At 41.5% G+C, this 18,434-nt stretch carries 17 protein-coding genes; 2 read left to right on the forward strand and 15 right to left on the reverse strand.

Annotated features, from left to right (window positions below):
- Positions 1–33: 33 nt before the first annotated feature.
- Positions 34–465, reverse strand: coding sequence for a peptidylprolyl isomerase (locus tag PQ456_RS14320; RefSeq protein WP_204823474.1), 432 nt, complete (start codon positions 463–465; stop codon positions 34–36).
- Positions 466–720: 255 nt separating this feature from the next.
- Positions 721–2,055: a diaminopimelate decarboxylase gene (gene lysA, locus PQ456_RS14325; RefSeq protein ID WP_273612901.1), complete on the reverse strand. Its 1,335-nt coding sequence runs from the start codon at positions 2,053–2,055 to the stop codon at positions 721–723.
- A 280-nt stretch (positions 2,056–2,335) separates the two neighbouring features.
- Between lysA and PQ456_RS14330 the strand changes: the two genes are divergently transcribed.
- The gene (locus PQ456_RS14330) at positions 2,336–3,895 is read left to right on the forward strand and encodes a M14 family zinc carboxypeptidase (protein WP_273612902.1); all 1,560 of its coding nucleotides are present in this window, start codon (positions 2,336–2,338) and stop codon (positions 3,893–3,895) included.
- A 756-nt stretch (positions 3,896–4,651) separates the two neighbouring features.
- On the opposite strand, the gene PQ456_RS14335 is transcribed toward PQ456_RS14330, so the two are convergent.
- The 7 genes from PQ456_RS14335 to PQ456_RS14365 all read right to left on the reverse strand — a co-directional run bounded on the left by PQ456_RS14335 (position 4,652) and on the right by PQ456_RS14365 (position 11,316).
- Positions 4,652–5,476: a purine-nucleoside phosphorylase gene (locus tag PQ456_RS14335; protein ID WP_204823471.1), complete on the reverse strand. Its 825-nt coding sequence runs from the start codon at positions 5,474–5,476 to the stop codon at positions 4,652–4,654.
- 73 nt (positions 5,477–5,549) lie between these two features.
- Positions 5,550–6,740 carry a phosphopentomutase gene (locus tag PQ456_RS14340; RefSeq protein WP_273612903.1) on the reverse strand — a complete coding sequence of 397 codons (1,191 nt, stop codon included), beginning with the start codon at positions 6,738–6,740 and terminating at the stop codon, positions 5,550–5,552.
- Positions 6,741–6,768: 28 nt separating this feature from the next.
- Positions 6,769–7,668 carry a site-specific tyrosine recombinase XerD gene (xerD, locus tag PQ456_RS14345; RefSeq protein ID WP_273612904.1) on the reverse strand — a complete coding sequence of 300 codons (900 nt, stop codon included), beginning with the start codon at positions 7,666–7,668 and terminating at the stop codon, positions 6,769–6,771.
- Between the two features lie 90 nt (positions 7,669–7,758).
- Positions 7,759–8,232 carry a ferric iron uptake transcriptional regulator gene (gene fur / locus PQ456_RS14350; RefSeq protein WP_273612905.1) on the reverse strand — a complete coding sequence of 158 codons (474 nt, stop codon included), beginning with the start codon at positions 8,230–8,232 and terminating at the stop codon, positions 7,759–7,761.
- A 157-nt stretch (positions 8,233–8,389) separates the two neighbouring features.
- Positions 8,390–9,610: an endonuclease Q family protein gene (locus PQ456_RS14355; protein ID WP_273612906.1), complete on the reverse strand. Its 1,221-nt coding sequence runs from the start codon at positions 9,608–9,610 to the stop codon at positions 8,390–8,392.
- Positions 9,571–10,131 (reverse strand): NUDIX hydrolase, encoded by a 561-nt coding sequence (locus PQ456_RS14360; RefSeq protein WP_273612907.1) that lies wholly within the window; start codon positions 10,129–10,131, stop codon positions 9,571–9,573. Before PQ456_RS14360 ends, PQ456_RS14355 begins: the two co-directional genes overlap by 40 nt.
- Before the next feature lie 45 nt (positions 10,132–10,176).
- Positions 10,177–11,316, reverse strand: coding sequence for a M20/M25/M40 family metallo-hydrolase (locus PQ456_RS14365; protein ID WP_273612908.1), 1,140 nt, complete (start codon positions 11,314–11,316; stop codon positions 10,177–10,179).
- A gap of 138 nt (positions 11,317–11,454) precedes the next feature.
- Here PQ456_RS14365 and prli42 point away from each other — a divergent pair, with 138 nt between their 5' ends.
- A complete protein-coding gene (gene prli42, locus PQ456_RS14370; protein ID WP_137220660.1) occupies positions 11,455–11,550 on the forward strand; it encodes a stressosome-associated protein Prli42 in 96 nt (31 codons plus the stop codon).
- On the opposite strand, the gene lipB is transcribed toward prli42, so the two are convergent.
- The 6 genes from lipB to PQ456_RS14400 all read right to left on the reverse strand — a co-directional run bounded on the left by lipB (position 11,545) and on the right by PQ456_RS14400 (position 18,412).
- Complete coding sequence (lipB, locus tag PQ456_RS14375) at positions 11,545–12,237, reverse strand: lipoyl(octanoyl) transferase LipB (RefSeq protein WP_273612909.1); 693 nt, start codon at positions 12,235–12,237, stop codon at positions 11,545–11,547. The two genes, prli42 and lipB, sit on opposite strands and share 6 nt — an antisense overlap.
- A 74-nt stretch (positions 12,238–12,311) precedes the next feature.
- Complete coding sequence (locus PQ456_RS14380; protein WP_273612910.1) at positions 12,312–13,781, reverse strand: dihydrolipoamide acetyltransferase family protein; 1,470 nt, start codon at positions 13,779–13,781, stop codon at positions 12,312–12,314.
- Positions 13,782–13,891: 110 nt separating this feature from the next.
- Positions 13,892–14,878 carry an alpha-ketoacid dehydrogenase subunit beta gene (locus tag PQ456_RS14385; protein ID WP_273612911.1) on the reverse strand — a complete coding sequence of 329 codons (987 nt, stop codon included), beginning with the start codon at positions 14,876–14,878 and terminating at the stop codon, positions 13,892–13,894.
- A complete protein-coding gene (locus tag PQ456_RS14390; RefSeq protein WP_273612912.1) occupies positions 14,878–15,906 on the reverse strand; it encodes a thiamine pyrophosphate-dependent dehydrogenase E1 component subunit alpha in 1,029 nt (342 codons plus the stop codon). The genes PQ456_RS14385 and PQ456_RS14390 overlap by 1 nt, the downstream gene beginning before the upstream one ends.
- A gap of 312 nt (positions 15,907–16,218) precedes the next feature.
- Positions 16,219–17,643 carry a dihydrolipoyl dehydrogenase gene (gene lpdA, locus PQ456_RS14395; protein ID WP_273612913.1) on the reverse strand — a complete coding sequence of 475 codons (1,425 nt, stop codon included), beginning with the start codon at positions 17,641–17,643 and terminating at the stop codon, positions 16,219–16,221.
- Positions 17,644–17,704: 61 nt separating this feature from the next.
- Positions 17,705–18,412, reverse strand: coding sequence for a class I SAM-dependent methyltransferase (locus tag PQ456_RS14400; protein ID WP_273612914.1), 708 nt, complete (start codon positions 18,410–18,412; stop codon positions 17,705–17,707).
- Positions 18,413–18,434: the final 22 nt, after the last annotated feature.

Raw genomic sequence — 18,434 nt, forward strand, 5'->3', positions numbered from 1 at the left:
AAATGCAGACCCTTATTGCTGTTGGAAAAAAGCTTACGCTTCTACAACTGCAACAGTTTCCATTTTGTCGCTACCTTTAAGAGCATCAACATATTCCAAACCTTTTACTACTTTACCGAACACTGTATGTTGTCCATCCAAGTGTGGTTGTGGTTGGTAGCAGATGTAGAACTGGCTTCCGCCTGTGTTGCGTCCTGCATGAGCCATAGCCAAAGAACCGCGCTCGTGTTTGTTCGGGTTGATTTCGCAGTTGATTGTGTAACCTGGGCCACCAGTACCTGTACCGTTAGGGCATCCGCCTTGTGCTACAAAACCAGGGATAACACGGTGGAATGTTAATCCATTGTAGAAACCTTCGTTTGCTAATTTTTCAAAGTTAGCAACCGTATTCGGTGCATCTTGTTCAAACAGGTCGATTACTACTTCGCCGCCGTTTGCAAGTTTGATGTTCGCTTGTTTAGACATAATATAATAAATCTCCTCTCAATTAAAAACAGAAATTAGGATGCTTGCCTCTACTTCACTCTAGTACGATTAAGCAAGAATTAGTTCTGTAGGACAGCATCCTATTTAGTTTACTATGAAAATGAATTCTGCGCAAAGGCATGTTCACTTGTTTATCGTTTTATATGGTGAGCAATACACTCAAAATTCCAGTTCATATAGAGATAATGACAGCATTTTTTTATATACTATCGTTGCTATAGTGATTCTATTTATTTATGAAGCGGTAATCGTAGCTTTGCTTAGGCGTGCAGGAATAACGTCATTGCCTGTAATATCTGCAAGTGTTTCCCGCTCTACAATCACATCACTTTTGCCGTCTTTGACTAATACCACTGCCGGGCGACGAATTCGATTGTAATTGCTTGCCATTGAATAATTGTATGCACCTGTGCACGCTATAGCTAATAGATCGCCAGCTACCGGAGAAGCAAGTTCAATATCCCAGATCAACATATCGCCACTTTCGCAACATTTACCAGCTACGGATACCAGTTCTGTCTCTTCATCTGTTGCTCGATTGGCAATCACTGCTTCGTATTTCGCTTCATATAGAGCGAGACGCGGATTATCTGTCATACCGCCATCTACTGATACATATTTACGTACATTAGGAATATCTTTGTTCGAGCCTACTGTGTATAATGTCGTTCCGGCATCGCCTACAATACTGCGACCGGGTTCTACCCAGATTTGCGGTAATGTTCCTTCTAATTTGGCAAAGTGTTCTTTCACCGCTGTCGTGATCGCTTCTACATAATCAGCTACTTGTAATGGCGTATCTTCGGCTGTATACCGAATACCAAATCCTCCACCCAGATTAATCACCGTAAATGAAATGCCTTCTTGTTGCTGCACTTCAAGCGCAAAAGCCGCAACACGCTCTACAGCTACTTGAAAACCATCCACTTCAAAAATCTGTGAACCGATATGAGAATGAATACCAAGCAATTTGACATTTTGCAATTGATGAGCTTCTTTAACGGCTTGATAAGCTGTTCCATTGCCTACATCGAATCCAAATTTGGAATCTTCTTGACCGGTTGAAATATATTCATGGGTATGTGCTTCTACCCCTGGCGTTACACGTAACAAAATATTAGGAATCAGATTTTTGGAAGCGGCTATCGCATTTAATACTTGCAGTTCGACAAAGTTATCGACTACAAAGCAACCAATTCCTGCATCTAAAGCCATCTCTAATTCATCAGGTGTTTTGTTATTACCATGAAAATGTATCCGTTCTACAGGGAATCCAGCTTGCATCGCTGTGTATAATTCACCCTCAGATACCACATCCATCGACAATCCTTCTTCTTCTACAATCCGGCACATCGCCATCGTACAAAAAGCTTTGCTAGCATAAGCTACTTGAAAAGTTAATCCTGATGCTTCAAAAGCTTGCATATATTCCTGACAACGACTACGAATTAAATGTTCATCCATAATATATAAAGGTGTACCATATTGTTTTTTTAACTGAACGGTATCACAACCACCGATCACAAGATGACCTTGATCATTTATTTGACTTGTTCCATGTAAATACATCTGTTGTCCTCCGTTCATTCACTTGAAGTGTATAGTCAGTATAACCATTGTGCATATTATAGCAGAATGGACTATTTTGCTGAACATTTGTGTTTTATGTGACTTTACGAAGAGTGGACTTGCTTATTAATGTACTTACATATGGAAAAAATAAGCATTTACGATACTTCAAACAAGATGCTACTATGCTGTATAGAGACACCGTAATATCGCATTACATCAGGGTTGTAAATGATTACAATCCCTATATTTTATCATTTATTTACCGAGGAGGATGGCATTGAAAAAGATTGGATACCTTATGCTTACATTTATACTATTTGTACCGACTCTACTATTGCAGAATGTAGCAGAAGCGGCAAATCATACGGTGGTTAACCCGTCTGTCACCTATACATATGCAGCGATGACCCGCCATATTCAATCGTTAGCTCAGAAGTATCCTGATCTGATCCAGTACAAATCGATAGGTAAAACCAAATATGGTCGTGATATATGGGCAGTAGGACTGGGTCATGGACAAGCTACTGTATTTATCAATGGTTCTCATCATGCCCGCGAATGGATGACGACTACAATCAATATGTATATGTTAGAACAATATGCGATAGCGTATAGCGCCAATCGTCCATTTGAAGGATATAATACACGTCAGATTTTAGACCGGACAACGATCTGGTTCGTCCCAATGGTCAATCCAGATGGAGTAACATTACAACAGCAAGGAACCGATGCTTTTCCAGCTTCAGTTCGGCAAGCGTTAGTACAAATGAATGGCGGAAGCACCAACTTTAAACGCTGGAAAGCTAATGCTCAAGGTATCGACCCGAATCGCCAGTATGATGCTTATTGGCGCACGATAGAAGATAATATTCCATATCCATTCTGGAAAAACCATAAAGGAACATCTGCTGTTCAGACTGCTGAAAATCAAGCGACCACTTCATTTACATACGAAATCGATCCTGAGATCGCTGTTTCGTATCATTCTGCAGGACGTATTCTGTATTGGAATTTCCATACCCTTCCACAAAATCTCAGTCGTGATAAACGATTAGCGAACATCTTCACAAGCTTTACCGGATATCGACAGGTGCGTCCGAACAACAACCCTTCTGGTGGCGGATATACGGATTGGTTTATCACTACCTTTGGCAGACCTGCGTTTACACCGGAGATCGGAATCAAAACAGGCGAGACCAATTTGCCTTTATCTGCTTTCAACGAAGAATGGCAACGAAATAAAAAAGTCGGACTATGGATTGCTCAAGAAGGATATTCACTCTGGTTGAAAAAGAATCCAACTACACCTGCTTCACCGACAACACCAACACAGCCACCAGCTAATCCATTACGTCGATCTTTAAATGTCACTTTAGATGGTGTAAATGTGAAAAAAGAAATCCCTGCTTTTGTCCAAAACAAAGTTGCTTATATTTCTTATAAACCATTACTCACACTGTACGGATTCGCTTTTTTCTGGGATCAAGCTAACCAGAAGATTACAGCAACATCCAGCGCTTCCGGGACAGCCACATTTACACTAAACCAAACAGCCGCTGAAATTAACGGCGTATCGTCCGCACTTCAAGGCGCACCCATAAATGTAGATGGAACCGTATATGTACCTATTTCATTGATTAGTCAATTGACAGGAATAGCAATGACTATGAATGAAAAAGGAGACACTGTAATACTAACCAGTCCAGACACAACTATTCCGTCACCAGCAGCAGAAATCATAACAGAAGATGCTAACCCTTCTTCAACGCCTATACCAGAGCCATCACCTACAGAACAACCCACTGTAGCCCCCGACCCTGATGCAGGCGAATCCTAAGTAAAACAAGCATCACTTTCTTCTCCAAGCTTATTTGCACTATGACAATAAAACGATAAACCATCAAAAATCTCGCTAGATCATAATGACCTAGCGAGATTTTTTTAATCCCATTATACATTCACAATTATTTCTATCCTGCAATCATTGCCAACCTATAAATAGCTAAAACAAAATATTTAAAATAAAAAAATCTATCTAACATCTATAAAATCATATCACCATACCCATAAACAAGTAATATTCCCCATTCTTATACAAAAAATCTATAAAGAAGCTTAAATACATTTCATAAATAAGCTATTCTTAAATCAAACTAATTTCAAAACCCATTTTGAAATCAGCCTACTTCTAAAAACGAAAGGAATCATGACCAACAATCATCATTATTTTTCCCATCTAACATAAATTCTCTCGAATACTACATCCTTTTCATATCATCAAATAACGAAAAAAAGCTTCCAATCCTATACCATAGGATTCAGAAGCCTTTTTCACATTATCCTTCTTTCAAGCACTTAACTTACTTATTCACTACCTGCCAACCCCACCATAAATCTGGCTTTTGTTTCATGACTGCGGTCTTCCTCAGCGGAGCGAAAGGAAAAAATCATTCTGAAAGTCGCCTTTGAAGTGGAATCCCGACTGTATCGCAGTCTAATCAAGGGATTCCATTTCAACAGCGACGGTAAGAATCATTTTTTCTTGTAGCGGTCTCCACCCACCCCAGTCATCTTCAAAACCACCCCAAAACCATTACATTTGAGGAATAATCGCCAATACCAATTTCAAGAACTGATCACGTACACGATCAGCTGTCTCCATTACTTCATCATGAGATAACGGTTGATCCAAAATACCTGCTGCCATATTCGTAATACAAGAAATACCTAATACTTCGATCCCTGCATGACGCGCTACAATCGTTTCTGACACCGTAGACATTCCTACAGCATCTGCACCTAATGTACGCAACATCACGATCTCAGCAGGCGTTTCGTACGTTGGACCAAGCAATCCAGCATACACACCCTCTTGAACTTTCAAGCCTTGTTGTGCTGCTGTTTCTTTGAATACCGCACGTAGACGACGGCTATACGCTTCAGACATATCAGGGAAACGTACACCTAGTGCAGAATCGTTCGGTCCGATCAATGGGTTACGACCTGTCATATTCAAATGATCGCTCAGTACCATCAGATCTCCTGGCTCGTAAGAAGTATTTACGCCACCCGCTGCATTGGTAACCAGCAATGTAGAGATTCCCAATTCCTTCATAACACGTACAGGGAATGCTGTTACTTCCGGGCCGTATCCTTCATACATATGGAAGCGACCTTTCATCATCACTACAGGGCGACCTTGAATCGTACCTAGTAACAATTCGCCTTCATGACCTTCTACTGTCGATACAGGGAAATGTGGAATATGATGATAATCAATCGCTACGCTATCTTCGATCAAATCTGCTAAAATACCTAAGCCTGAACCCAAAATCAATCCGATTTCTGGTTTGATATCACTTTGACTACGAATATAAGCAGCTGCTTCTTGAATCGTTGCTTGTGTAATAGTTGTCATTACTATATCCTCCTTGAATATCTATTCATTTATAAAATGACTGCAAGCCACTATATACATAGTCGTCTGCATGTTATTTTAATTTATCTAAAAAGCTTTCTCCATGCAATGGACCACCTGTTCTAAAATTATCTGCAATCGTGGCACCAATATCACTATACGTAGCCCGAATGCCTAGATCCGTACCCGGCTGAAGAGATGGACTATAGACTAACAAAGGTACATACTCGCGTGTATGATCGGTTCCTTTGTGCACCGGATCATTACCATGGTCTGCGGTAATAATCAGCAAATCTTGTTCACCTATAGCAGATAACATATCAGGCAAAGCTTGATCGAATTGTTCTAATGCTCTAGCGTACCCTTGCGGATCACGACGATGTCCGTATAACGAATCAAAATCAATCAGATTGGTAAATAACAATCCGTTAAAGTCCTGTCGCAACAAGTTGGTTGTCACTTGAATCCCATTTTCATTTCCTTTGGTCGGATGGGTTGCTGTGATGCCGTGACCTGAGAAAATATCGTTGATTTTGCCGACTGAAATAATATCATAACCAAAGTTCTGCAGTGTATTCAATATAGTAGGTTCTGGTGGATTCACCGCAAAATCACGACGATTGGCGGTACGCACAAATTGTCCAGGTTCCCCGCGATAAGGACGGGCAATAATACGTCCAACAGAATGTTCAGGCGACATGGTCAGTTGACGTGCAATTTTGCAAGCTTCATACAATTTATTTAGTGGAATAATATCTTCATGAGCCGCTATCTGCATCACACTGTCGGCAGAAGTATAAATGATCCATGCTCCACTTTTCATCTGTTCTTCGCCATATTGTTCGATCATATCTAACCCTGCACCTGATTTGTTACCGATTACACGTCTACCGGTAAGCTTTTCGAGTTCAGTGATTAGATCCTGAGGGAACCCATGTGGATACGTATTAAATGGAGAGCTAATCTGCAAGCCCATCATTTCCCAATGACCGGTCATCGTATCTTTGCCGATCGACGTTTGTGCCATTTTGCCATAATACGCTTGTGGTTGTTCTACCGGTTCCAATGGTGATAAAGACGTAATATTTGCGAGTCCCAATTGTTGCAAATGAGGGATCTTAATATCTGGAACTTGTTCCAAAATGTGACCTAATGTATGTGCACCTTTATCACCGAATTTCGATGCGTCAGGTAATTCACCGATACCTACACTATCCATTACAATAACGCTAATACGTTTAAACCGTGTGTCTGATTGTGTCATGATCAATGCCTCCCTATTCTGTGGTGAATCAGGTTACATTGGCACGTGGATGGTGAGCTTCATACACATCTTTCATATTCTTTTTGGATACCTGTGTGTAAATCTGAGTCGTCGAAATATCAGCATGTCCTAACATTTCTTGTACTGAACGCAAGTCGGCTCCGCTCTCCAACAGATGAGTCGCAAAAGAATGACGCAACGTATGAGGTGTAATATCTGCTTCTATTCCAGCTTCACGAGCATACTTTTTGATAATTTTCCAAAAGCCTTGTCGTGTAAGTCTTGTGCCAAGCTGATTCACAAAGAGTGCCAGTTCTTCAGGATGATTACGAATGAGTTGCTGGCGACCCTGTTCTATATATTCACCTACACGCTTCGCTGTGACACCTGTGATCGGAATAATCCGTTCTTTGCCTGCATTATTCGCACAGCGCAAAAACTTCAAATCCAGACGCACATCATCGACATTGACCGATATTAATTCAGAAACGCGTATACCTGTAGCATACAACATTTCTAACATGGCACGATCACGTCTGCCTTGCGGTGACTGACGGTCAGGAGCATCGATTAAATGTCCTACTTGTTCGATCGTCATCACATTCGGTAGACGCTTTTCTGCTTTGGGCGCTTCCATATGTACTGAAGGATCTTGCTGAATAATCCCTTCTCTTACAAGATGATGACAAAATGAACGAATTGAAACAGTCATCCGCGTAATCGTGGACGATGCTCTCCCCATTTGTCTCATTTCTCCTAAAAAAAGAGCGATATGTGTTTTACGAATTTGATCCGGCGTTTGTAAATCGCGCTGTTTTGCAAATTCTAGAAATTGATTCAAATCACGTTGGTACGATTCTAGGGTATTTCGAGATAGTGCTTTTTCTTCGGCTAAATAGCGGATAAACGTCTGCAAATATTCATTCATCGGAAATCAGGTCCCTTCATAGGAATGGTTACGGCAAAAAGACTCTCTCCCGAACAGCCAAATATCGGGCGAGAGTCTCTGGTATCCATTTTAGTTGTCAGGTTGTTCGTCTTGATTGCTATCGTTTTTGTCTTTGCAACGGTAGCAAATTCCGTAAAAGTCGAGTCTATGGTCCAGAACCGTAAAATCGAATTCTTTATCCAGTCGTTCTTCGAGTGGTCCTAGCCAATCTTCGCGGATCTCATCCATACTTCCGCATTGCACACATATAAGATGATGATGATGGTGCTTGCTGGTGTCGGTACGCAAATCATATCGCGCTACACCGTCACCGAAGTTGATTTTTTCCACGACATGCAGTTCACTCAGAAGTTCAAGGGTACGGTACACAGTGGCAAGACCGATTTCGGGAGCTTTTTGCTTCACTAACATGAAGACATCCTCTGCACTTAGATGATCTTCTTCATTCTCAAGAAGCACTCGAACGGTGGCTTCCCGCTGGGGCGTTAATTTATAACCTTTGGATTGCAATTGTTGTTTAATTTTATCGATCCGTGCTTCCATTCTATACCTCCCCCTGTGGAAATCACTGCATCGTGTAAATGCTCACTTCTATTATTATAGGGGGAATTCTTTGACAAAGTCAAACTTTTTAGAACAGGTGTGTCTGCTTGCAATTCAAAGCAAATCCCTAAGTTTATCACGTCAATATGCTATGATGTTACTTCTTCATGACTTTGCCATATGTTCCGCCACCACCGGAGCTTAACAGCAGTTCGCCACTGCGCGCTTGAACAATCGACAAAGCTATTTCAGCACCTACAATATCGGTGAGTTGTTGAGTCGAACTCTGGTGCAATATATTCATCTCTGTCCCAAATTCAGCCAGCAATCGATTCATCTTCGCAGGTCCTAAGCCCGGAATAAATGAAAGGGGCACCTGATAATGATATGGAGGACGCTTAGGATCAACAATCGATTGTTCTCGATCTGCAATCTGAAGAATCCGATCCATCACACCTACTGTTAATTTGGTACTACCACAATAAGGGCAACGCTCAATAGCCGGTGAAGCATCATCAATAATGCTATTACAGTTCATACAGTACGTACGATGGTATTTGCCAAGTCTAGGATCTAGTCCATAATTCGCAACAATATGACGTCCTTCTTCTCCGCGTAATACCGATACCCATTCATCAAAACTTGCTTCACGCATCGCAAAAATATTGTATTCCCGTCCAATTTTGCCAAGTGAATGCGCATCTGAGTTAGTCAGTAGCGGATAGCGATCAAGTTCACTAATATAACTAGACATCGTAGTGTCGGCACTTAACCCCAGTTCTCCACCATCTATCTGATTCAAATCTAACACTTCACTCATACGTGCTACTGTACTTCCGTAGATTCCTTTATGCGGAGTAAACATATGAGCAGGCATAAAAATGCCGTTACGTTGTTTCACTTGCTTCTGTAATTCGTGAAACGATACATACAGACGCTGTGAACTTAGTTGGACATTTTTCATATGCTTGCTCATCCATTGACTAAAGTCAGTGATCGTCGCTAGATCACGAAAATAGACCAGTACATGGGCTTCATGATAACCAGGTTCACGTATCTCAATCTCTGAACCCAGTAGAATGGTTGTATCCTGATAACGAATCCCTCCACCGGGCACTTCGACCATTTCACCGCTAGCGATATAGTTGCGGATATCTTGCTGTACACCGGGAGAATGACAATCGATAATTCCAGTTAATCCGATTCCTTTGCGTTCTGAAGATTCTTTGGCGATATTAGCAAAAGTCAGATTACGGCTACCACTGATCTTCACCGGTTGTCCATCTTCACTCCTACCGATATGAATATGAAGATCAGCGTAGACAGATTGCAATTCACTCACAGACTTGGTTTGCCTGTCACTTTGATTAGATGCCAAGCTTGTACCGCCATAATCGTCTTCGCATCGCTAATACGTCCGTCACGAATCTGTTCATATGCTTCTTCCAGTGTAATCTCTGTCACTTCCAGAAATTCATCGTCATCTGGATTGAGCTCACCTGCTTCTAGATTTTCAGCAAGGTATAAATGAATGATCTCATCTGCAAATCCTGGTGATGTATAAAAGGAGTTCAGCAAGGTCACTTGATCACAACGATAGCCTGTTTCTTCTGCCAGTTCACGCTTGATCGCTTCTTCAGGTTGTTCCCCTTTTTCCAATTTACCAGCAGGAATTTCCACTTCTGTCCGACCTAATGCTTGACGATATTGCTCTACGACTAACATACGATCATTGTGAATTGCCAATACAGCTACTGCTCCCGGATGACGAACAATCTCGCGCTTACTGGTATTACCATTGGGAAGTTGTACAGTATCCACTTGTAAAGAGATTACTTTCCCTTCAAAGATAGATTCGGTGGACAGTGTAATTTCGTCTAATGCTTTGTTCGCTGTCATCTCAATTCCTCCACTTATCGTTTATCGTTCAATACGTTGGTTGTTTTATTTCCACTCTGTTAATTGAGCAGTCTCACGTACAATTTCTGTTACTAGATGGGCTGCACGAATCAATTCGTCTTTGTGAATACGCTCATCTGTTGTATGAATAAATTCGTAGCCTACCGCTAGATTCGCTGTCGGAATCCCAAAGCTATTGAAAATATTCGCGTCACTACCGCCGCCTGTATGGAAAATATCGTTAGGTACGCCTAGCTTGCTCGCTGCACGTTGCGCCAGTTGTACTACTGCATCATCTTCTGTAAATTTGAACCCTGGATAGACGATAACACTTTGAAATTTACCGGTCGCTCCAAAATCAGCACATGTGCTCTCTAGAGATTGCTTCATAGCCGCTAATTGCGCTTCTACTTTTTCATGTACAAGACTGCGTGCTTCTGCTTCCAAGCGTGCATAATCACAGATTACATTGGTTGCTTCGCCGCCTTCAAATTTACCAATATTCGCAGTAGTCTCATGGTCAATCCGTCCTAATTTCATTCGTGAGATTGCTTTGCCAGCCACTTGAATCGCACTGATGCCATCTTCAGGATTTACCCCTGCATGAGCAGACTTGCCGAAAATCTCCATAACGATGCGTGCTTGAGTAGGTGCAGCCACAGCAATTGTACCTACTGTTCCATTGGAATCAAGCGCATAGCCAAAGTCAGCATCGACCAAAGATGAATCCATTGAACGTGCACCCATCAGACCTGATTCTTCACCCGCAGTAATAATCAGTTGAATCTGCCCATGCTCGATTTGTTGTTCTTTTAATACACGAATCATTTCAAAAAGAGCAGCGATGCCTGCTTTGTCATCTGCACCTAGAATCGTATCGGTAGAACTTGTAATATAACCAGCTTCATCGATAACCGGTACGATACCAATACCCGGCTTGACTGTATCCATATGAGAAGTGAAAAATAATTTAGGAATTGCTTTGTCTGTATTAGCAGGCAATGTCGCAATCAAATTCCCTGCCGCATGACCGGTCTTAGCAGCAGATTCGTCTTCAATCACCGTGAATCCAAGAGCGATTAGCTTTTCAGTCAAATGATCGGCTATTGCACGTTCTTGTTTGGTTTCACTATCAATTTGGACAAGCTCTTTAAATTCTTCTATTAAACGAGATTCAGATATCACAATATTCGCCCCTTTGAGTTTACGTAAATATACACATATTCGCGTACTTCCTTTTGCAAAATAGCCTTATAATCGGTATGATGAGATGGATTGGTACATGTACCAATCCCTATTTTACAGACATAAAGGAGTACACTTATGGAAAAGAAAAAATGGTTCAAAGTCTTTATTTATATCATGTTGATTGCAATGGTCGGTTCTACTCTACTGATGGTCATTCAACCGTTTTTATAAGGATAATGGTTCGTCCGGCTGTGCATACTCAAAATGGCGCATAAAATGTGGCAAAATCTCCTGGGCCACTTGCTCAACTGTAAATGTACGGCCGGTGATATCCTCCAGCGAAGTCACTCCATATTGCTCGATGCCACATGGAACTATACCGCTAAACCCTTCATTTTGAATCCCCGAAGAAATATTAAACGCAAATCCATGACTGGTAATAAACCCTTTACGATGACGACATTTATTAAATTTAATGCCTATCGCAGCGATTTTGAGATCACCGATCCATACGCCGGTGTATTCTTCTTTGCGTCCAGCTTCAATACCCTGCTCTGCTAAATAATCAATAATAACTTGTTCCAGTGTTCTTAAATATCGATGAGGATCGATGCCTTTGGCGGCATCCAGTAACAGAATCGGGTAACCGACTAACTGTCCTGGGCCATGGTATGTAATATCACCGCCTCGATCAATCTGAAACAGTGTAATGCCTCGCTCTGCCAGCTCTTGTTCATTCCATAACAAATGTTCTGGATGACGCTGAGAACCGATAGTATACGTCGGTGGATGCTGAAGAAGCAGAAGGTGTTCCTCTTGCTCACCGGCATCAATCCCGCGAACAATCTCCTTCTGCTTCTCCCACGCTTGCGCGTAATCCATCGAGGGCGTATAGGAGACTTGAATGAATTTACTCATATGCAGACACGTCCCTTCCCTGATGACTATTCTATTGTAGTGTACCTTTATCTTAATTTACCGTATTGAGGTTCTTAATACAACTTTGTATCGGTATTATAGCTTTCCAGATTGTCTTTGACACGTTGTAAGAAACGTCCACAGATAACACCATCTAGAATACGATGATCTAAGGATAGACATAGATTCGCCATTGAACGAACAGCAATCATATCGTTAATAACAACAGGTTTTTTGACAATCGATTCAAATGTCAAAATCGCTGCTTGTGGATAGTTAATAATCGGATACGATAAAATCGAACCAAACGAACCCGTATTATTCACTGTAAATGTACCGCCCTGCATATCATCCAATTTGAGCTTACCATCACGTGTACGGCGTGCCAAATCTTCAACTTCATGGGCAAGACCAGCGATATTTTTTTGATCTGCTTTGTGAATAACAGGCGTCATCACTGAATCTTCTGTACCTACAGCAAGCGCAATATTGATATCGCGTTTGACAATAATTTTGTCAACTGCCCAGACAGAGTTCATAATTGGATAATCTTTAATCGCATTGACTACCGCTTTGAGTAAGAACGATAGATAGGTTAAATTGATGCCTTCTTTACGCTTAAATTCATCTTTTACTTTGTTGCGTAACATAACTAGATTCGTTACATCGACTTCAATCATGGTCCATGCGTGTGGAATCTCGGATACACTTTGACGCATATTACGTGCAATCGCATTACGAAGAGGTGTAACATTGATCAAATGCTCGCTTTGACCCAATTGATTTGCTTGATCTTCTTCCATAACGATTTTAGGAATAGCTGGTGTCTCTGATAAATGAATACCGGAATGACGTACTTCATATTCAGTAGAAGACGTCGGCATATTTGCGGCTGTTGGTGCTGTTGTATTGCTAGCTGTTGAAGGTGCTTGCTGTGCTGCATTGCTATTATTCGAAACAGGTGTAGCTGTTGGTGTATGAGCTGTGCCGTTATCCAATGCTTTGAGCACATCACGACGAGTAACACGTCCACCTGCTCCTGTACCTTGAATACCGGATAGATTCACATTATGTTCTGCTGCAAGAGACTGGACAGCAGGTGAATATCGTCCACTCATTGATCCATTATTAGAACTTTGAGCTGTTGCCGGACGTGCAGATGGTGTAGATGCTACAGATGATGCGGATTGAGAAGTAGCTGGTGTTGCTAACGTCTCTGCAGGTAGATCATCATGCACTGTAATTTCAGGTGAGGCTGGAGAAATATCTTCTGTAGTCGCAGATGGTGCTTGCTCGGTATGAATCTGACAGATCACTTCACCGACAGCTACTTCCTGACCTTCTAATGCAATAATATCGCCCATAATACCTTCTAATACAGAAGGAATCTCAGCGTTGACTTTATCGGTGATCACTTCACAGATCGGTTCATATTGATCTACAGATTCGCCTGGTTGTTTGAGCCATTTGGCAATCGTTGCAGATACAAGAGATTCCGCAAGTTGTGGCATTACCACATCTGTCGGATTTCCTTTTGCAGACATATCATTTCACTCCTAAAGGATTAGATATTTTGCTATGCAAACATCTTCTCACAATTTGTATAGTTACGCTGATGGCATCAACACATCAGCGTTAAAGTCATTCGTTCATTTTAAAATAAAGCTAGATCACGCATAGCTGTTTTTACTTTATCTTTGTTCAACATAAAGAATTTCTCTTGCGGTGGATTGATAGGCATTGGTGGTGTATCCGGTCCAGCAAGACGACGAATAGGCGCATCTAGTTCGAATAAACATTCTTCTGCGATAATCGCCGCAACTTCTCCGCCTACACCGCCTGTTAGATTATCTTCATGCACAATCAATACTTTACCAGTATGACGAGCAGCATCAATAATTGCTTGACGATCTAAAGGTTGAATCGTACGCAGATCCAGAACATGACTGGTAATGCCGTCTTCTTGTTCTAATTCTTCTGCCGCTTGCATAATAAAGTGTAACGGTAAGCTATAACTAATCACTGTAATATCATCGCCTGAACGTAGCAGATTCGCTTCACCGATTGGCACAACATAATCATCATCAGGTACATCACCTTTGATTAGTTTGTAACATTTTTTATTTTCAAAAAAGAGTACTGGATCAGGGTCACGAACAGCGGCTTTCAATAGACCTTTAGCATCATAAGCCGAATAAGGTGCTACAATCTTTAATCCTGCTGTACCAAAAAATACAGATTCCATACACTGAGAATGGTAAAGACCTCCGAATACGCCACCTCCGATAGGAGCACGTACTACTAATGGACAACTCCAATCGTTATTGGAACGGTAACGAATTTTGGCAGCTTCACTAATAATTTGATTCGTTGCTGGTAACATAAAATCAGAATATTGCATCTCTGCGATAGGCTTCATCCCGTACATCGCTGCTCCGATGGCTACACCTGCGATAGCAGATTCTGCAAGCGGTGTATCCATTACACGATCTTCTCCAAATTGTTCCTGCAATCCTTTGGTGGTTGTAAATACGCCACCTTTAAGTCCTACATCTTCTCCCAAAACAAATACATTATCGTCCAGCGCCATTTCTTCTTTCATTGCCAGACGAATTGCATCGATATATTCCATCATAGCCATTACTGATTACCCTCCTCATCGCCTGCAAACACATGCAGCAATGTATCTTCAGCACGCGGATAAGGGGCATTGTCCGCATATTCCGTAGCTTCTTTCATAATTTGAACGTATTCTTTGCTTAATTCTGCATCTTGCTCTTCTGTCCAAATACCACAATCCATCAGGTATTTTTTATAACGAGGCAAGCTATCTTTTTTCCAGTTTTCATCGACTTCTTCTTGAGTACGATAAGCCAGATCATTATCTGATGTAGAGTGCGGAGACAGACGATATAACATCGCTTCAATCAAAGTAGGTCCTTCACCATTGATCGCACGTTCGCGCGCTTCTTTGGTAACACGATATACTTCAAGCACATCATTACCATCTACTTGTACACCCGGGAATCCATAACCTAATGCACGGTCGCTGATTTTACCACTGATCTGCTTATGTGCAGGTACAGAGATCGCATACTGGTTATTTTGACACATCATAATAACTGGCAATTTATGTACGCCAGCAAAGTTACAGCCTTCGTGGAAATCACCTTGATTGCTTGATCCTTCACCAAATGTAACAAAAGAAACTAACTTTTTCTTTTTCATTTTGGCTGCAAGTGCAACACCGACTGCATGAGGAACTTGAGTCGTTACCGGGCTGGAACCTGTCACAATGCGTAGACGTTTGCTACCAAAGTGACCTGGCATTTGTCGTCCACCACTATTCGGATCTTCTGCTTTGGCAAACGCAGACAACATCAATTCACGTGCTGTCATACCGACAGATAGAACGAATCCATAATCACGATAATACGGTAAAAAATAATCTTCTTCCCGATCCAGAGCAAATGCAGCACCCACTTGTGCCGCTTCATGTCCTACACCGGATACGTGGAAATTGATTTTACCTGCACGTTGTAATAAATGACAACGTTCGTCGAATTTACGTGCCAAAAGCATATATTTGTACATCTCGATTGCTTGAGCATCGGTCAATCCTATTTGTTCATGTCTAGTTTGTTGGTCAATAGTACCTTCCGCTTTCATAGCAGGTACCTCCTTAAAATTAGATAAGCTTTATAGCGAAGCTAGCTTGTCTTTTTGATTAAAATAGAAGATTGTACAATACGTGTCCGTCACTACAACAACCTTTGATCAGTTATTTTAAGCTACTGGAACAGATTATTCAACAATCGGGTTGTTCGACTTCAAGTACAGGTTAATGCTTGTCTTAAAACCTGGTACTAAGACTTGAGCCTAAACCTATTATAATCACATCACGGGCAAAAAGAAAAGACGGATTTCTCCATCTTCGCTTATAAATCGTTATATTTAGTGTCAAAAAGAGTAGAATTAAGATTACATTCCGATAGATTTACCATCTACAGCTAACATCGCTTCACCCAAAATTTCGGCAAGTGTCGGATGAGCATGAACCGTCTGAGCAACTTCCCACGGCGTGGCATCAAGGAATTGCGCCAGTGCCGCCTCGCTAATCAAGTCGGTCGCTTGTGGTCCTATAATCTGAACGCCGAGCAGATCATCTGTCTTACGATCGGCGATCACTTTCACAAAACCGTCACTTTCTCCATAGACTAGAGCTTTACCGATCGCTTTGAAAGGAAACTTGCCTACTTTGACATCTATTCCTTGCGCTGTTGCTTCTTGTTCTGTAATACCTGTGCTTGCCACTTCCGGACGTGTATAGACGCAACGGGAGACTTGAAGCGGATTGTAGTGAACCTCTTCTCCGCAAATATGATTCACTGCTGCGATGCCTTCATGACTGGCTGCATGTGCTAATTGAAGCCCGCCAATGACATCGCCAATTGCATAAATATGTGATTCTGTAGTCTGCATCTTGTTATTGACTTTGATAAATCCGTTCACGATCTGTACATCGGTATTAGCAAGTCCGATCGTTTCGGCATTAGCTTGGCGACCGATCGATACCAGTACTTTGGATACGGTTAACACATGCTCTTGTTCTTGATGACGGATCGTAATTGATAATTGCTGTTGATCCGATGCAGGTGCATATGTATCTGTAAGCAAAGTCGCTTCTGTATAAATAGTTACTCCGCGTTTTTCGAGCAATTTACGCAATTCGCGAGCCACTTCTTGATCTTCAGCAGGTAGAATTTGAGAAGCCGCTTCAACCACAGTAATCTTCACACCAAAATCACTTAACATCGAAGCCCATTCCATTCCGATCACACCGCCACCGACAATTAACATCGATTCAGGCAATGATTCCAATTGAAGCGCATGATCACTATTCAGAATAAGTTGACCATCTGCTTCAAGACCTGGAAGAACACGAGGACGAGACCCTGTAGCGATAATTAGATTTTTGGAGACTACCGTTTCCATTTCGCCATCTTCATACTCTACAGCAACTGCTCCACTTTGCGGAGAAAAGATAGAAGGCCCGATTACACGTCCTTTACCTTGAACAACTTTGATTTTATTTTTACGCATCAAATACTGTACACCTTGATGCAATTGATCGACAATACCTTGCTTACGGGCTTGTACTTTGGCAAATTGTAATGTGATATTGTCTGCTGCGATGCCATAGTCTTCGCTTTCTTGCATAAGTGCAAACACCTCTGCACTACGCAGTAAGCTTTTGCTTGGAATACAGCCGCGATGTAGACAAGTTCCGCCTAATTTATCCTGTTCAATAATCACTACTTCTTTCCCTAATTGAGCCGCACGAATCGCAGCCACATAGCCACCTGTTCCTCCACCTAGTATTGCAATATCACAATTAATCGTCATCGTTAACAGTCACTCTCTTTTCTATATCTATATACAATACTATTGCGTTAAACTGAGTATTTTACAATTTTCGTTTTAAAATAAGCATTGATTCTGCACCTTTTTGAAAAATGTAAGGCGTCGGCTTTTCTTCGCTTATCCATTCTCCTGCACTTGCTGTAAAGATCGCTTCTTCTATAAAAGAAACACGTTCTCCTTGCAGATTGACTAACGGAAAAATGCGTATTTCTTGGGTAGTTACACGCATCATCTCACGCAAACATTGAATATGAAACGACAAATCTAACCGATCTGCATACATAAACAAAAAATGAGCTGATAACGTCAAATCTACAGACTTATCCGGTAATTGTAACTGTGGCAAAGTAGCCGGAATATAACGTTGATCATACTGTGCTCGATCCTTACAGAACGTTTCCAGTGCAAATAGTCGTGTATTTCCTAATTGCTCTACCGTTCCCATCATCGTCCAGTCATATTCATGGTGTGCCGTCTGCATATGTTCTAACATATGGGCAATATCTTGTGTTCCTTTAGCGTGCAGAGCATCAGTATCAAATGTATACGCGATATCTGTAGCTATCACATCCAACCCATGCTTTGAAGCTTCAGCTGTAAACGAGCATGCACCTGCTGGACAATCCAATATTCGCCGTCCTTGCAACTGCTCTTTGGTTAGATCAAACATCGACATATACTCATTGTACGTTCTGCCTATAAATATAATCCGATCTAAATGAAGACCACCTGCCTGTAACTTTTCACTCATCTCAGCTCAATTCCTTTCTCAG

The organism is Paenibacillus kyungheensis, assembly GCF_028606985.1.
GTDB lineage: Bacteria > Bacillota > Bacilli > Paenibacillales > Paenibacillaceae > Saccharibacillus > Saccharibacillus kyungheensis.

What these genes read in the sequence shown, in the direction of transcription:
- PQ456_RS14320 (WP_204823474.1), bottom strand. Translation starts at nt 465, where the DNA reads ATGTCTAAACAAGCGAACATCAAACTTGCAAACGGCGGCGAAGTAGTA.
- lysA (WP_273612901.1), bottom strand. Translation starts at nt 2,055, where the DNA reads ATGTATTTACATGGAACAAGTCAAATAAATGATCAAGGTCATCTTGTG.
- PQ456_RS14335 (WP_204823471.1), bottom strand. Translation starts at nt 5,476, where the DNA reads ATGACAACTATTACACAAGCAACGATTCAAGAAGCAGCTGCTTATATT.
- PQ456_RS14340 (WP_273612903.1), bottom strand. Translation starts at nt 6,740, where the DNA reads ATGACACAATCAGACACACGGTTTAAACGTATTAGCGTTATTGTAATG.
- xerD (WP_273612904.1), bottom strand. Translation starts at nt 7,668, where the DNA reads ATGAATGAATATTTGCAGACGTTTATCCGCTATTTAGCCGAAGAAAAA.
- fur (WP_273612905.1), bottom strand. Translation starts at nt 8,232, where the DNA reads ATGGAAGCACGGATCGATAAAATTAAACAACAATTGCAATCCAAAGGT.
- PQ456_RS14360 (WP_273612907.1), bottom strand. Translation starts at nt 10,131, where the DNA reads ATGACAGCGAACAAAGCATTAGACGAAATTACACTGTCCACCGAATCT.
- prli42 (WP_137220660.1), top strand. Translation starts at nt 11,455, where the DNA reads ATGGAAAAGAAAAAATGGTTCAAAGTCTTTATTTATATCATGTTGATT.
- lipB (WP_273612909.1), bottom strand. Translation starts at nt 12,237, where the DNA reads ATGAGTAAATTCATTCAAGTCTCCTATACGCCCTCGATGGATTACGCG.
- PQ456_RS14380 (WP_273612910.1), bottom strand. Translation starts at nt 13,781, where the DNA reads ATGTCTGCAAAAGGAAATCCGACAGATGTGGTAATGCCACAACTTGCG.
- PQ456_RS14385 (WP_273612911.1), bottom strand. Translation starts at nt 14,878, where the DNA reads ATGGCTATGATGGAATATATCGATGCAATTCGTCTGGCAATGAAAGAA.
- PQ456_RS14390 (WP_273612912.1), bottom strand. Translation starts at nt 15,906, where the DNA reads ATGAAAGCGGAAGGTACTATTGACCAACAAACTAGACATGAACAAATA.
- lpdA (WP_273612913.1), bottom strand. Translation starts at nt 17,643, where the DNA reads ATGACGATTAATTGTGATATTGCAATACTAGGTGGAGGAACAGGTGGC.
- PQ456_RS14400 (WP_273612914.1), bottom strand. Translation starts at nt 18,412, where the DNA reads ATGAGTGAAAAGTTACAGGCAGGTGGTCTTCATTTAGATCGGATTATA.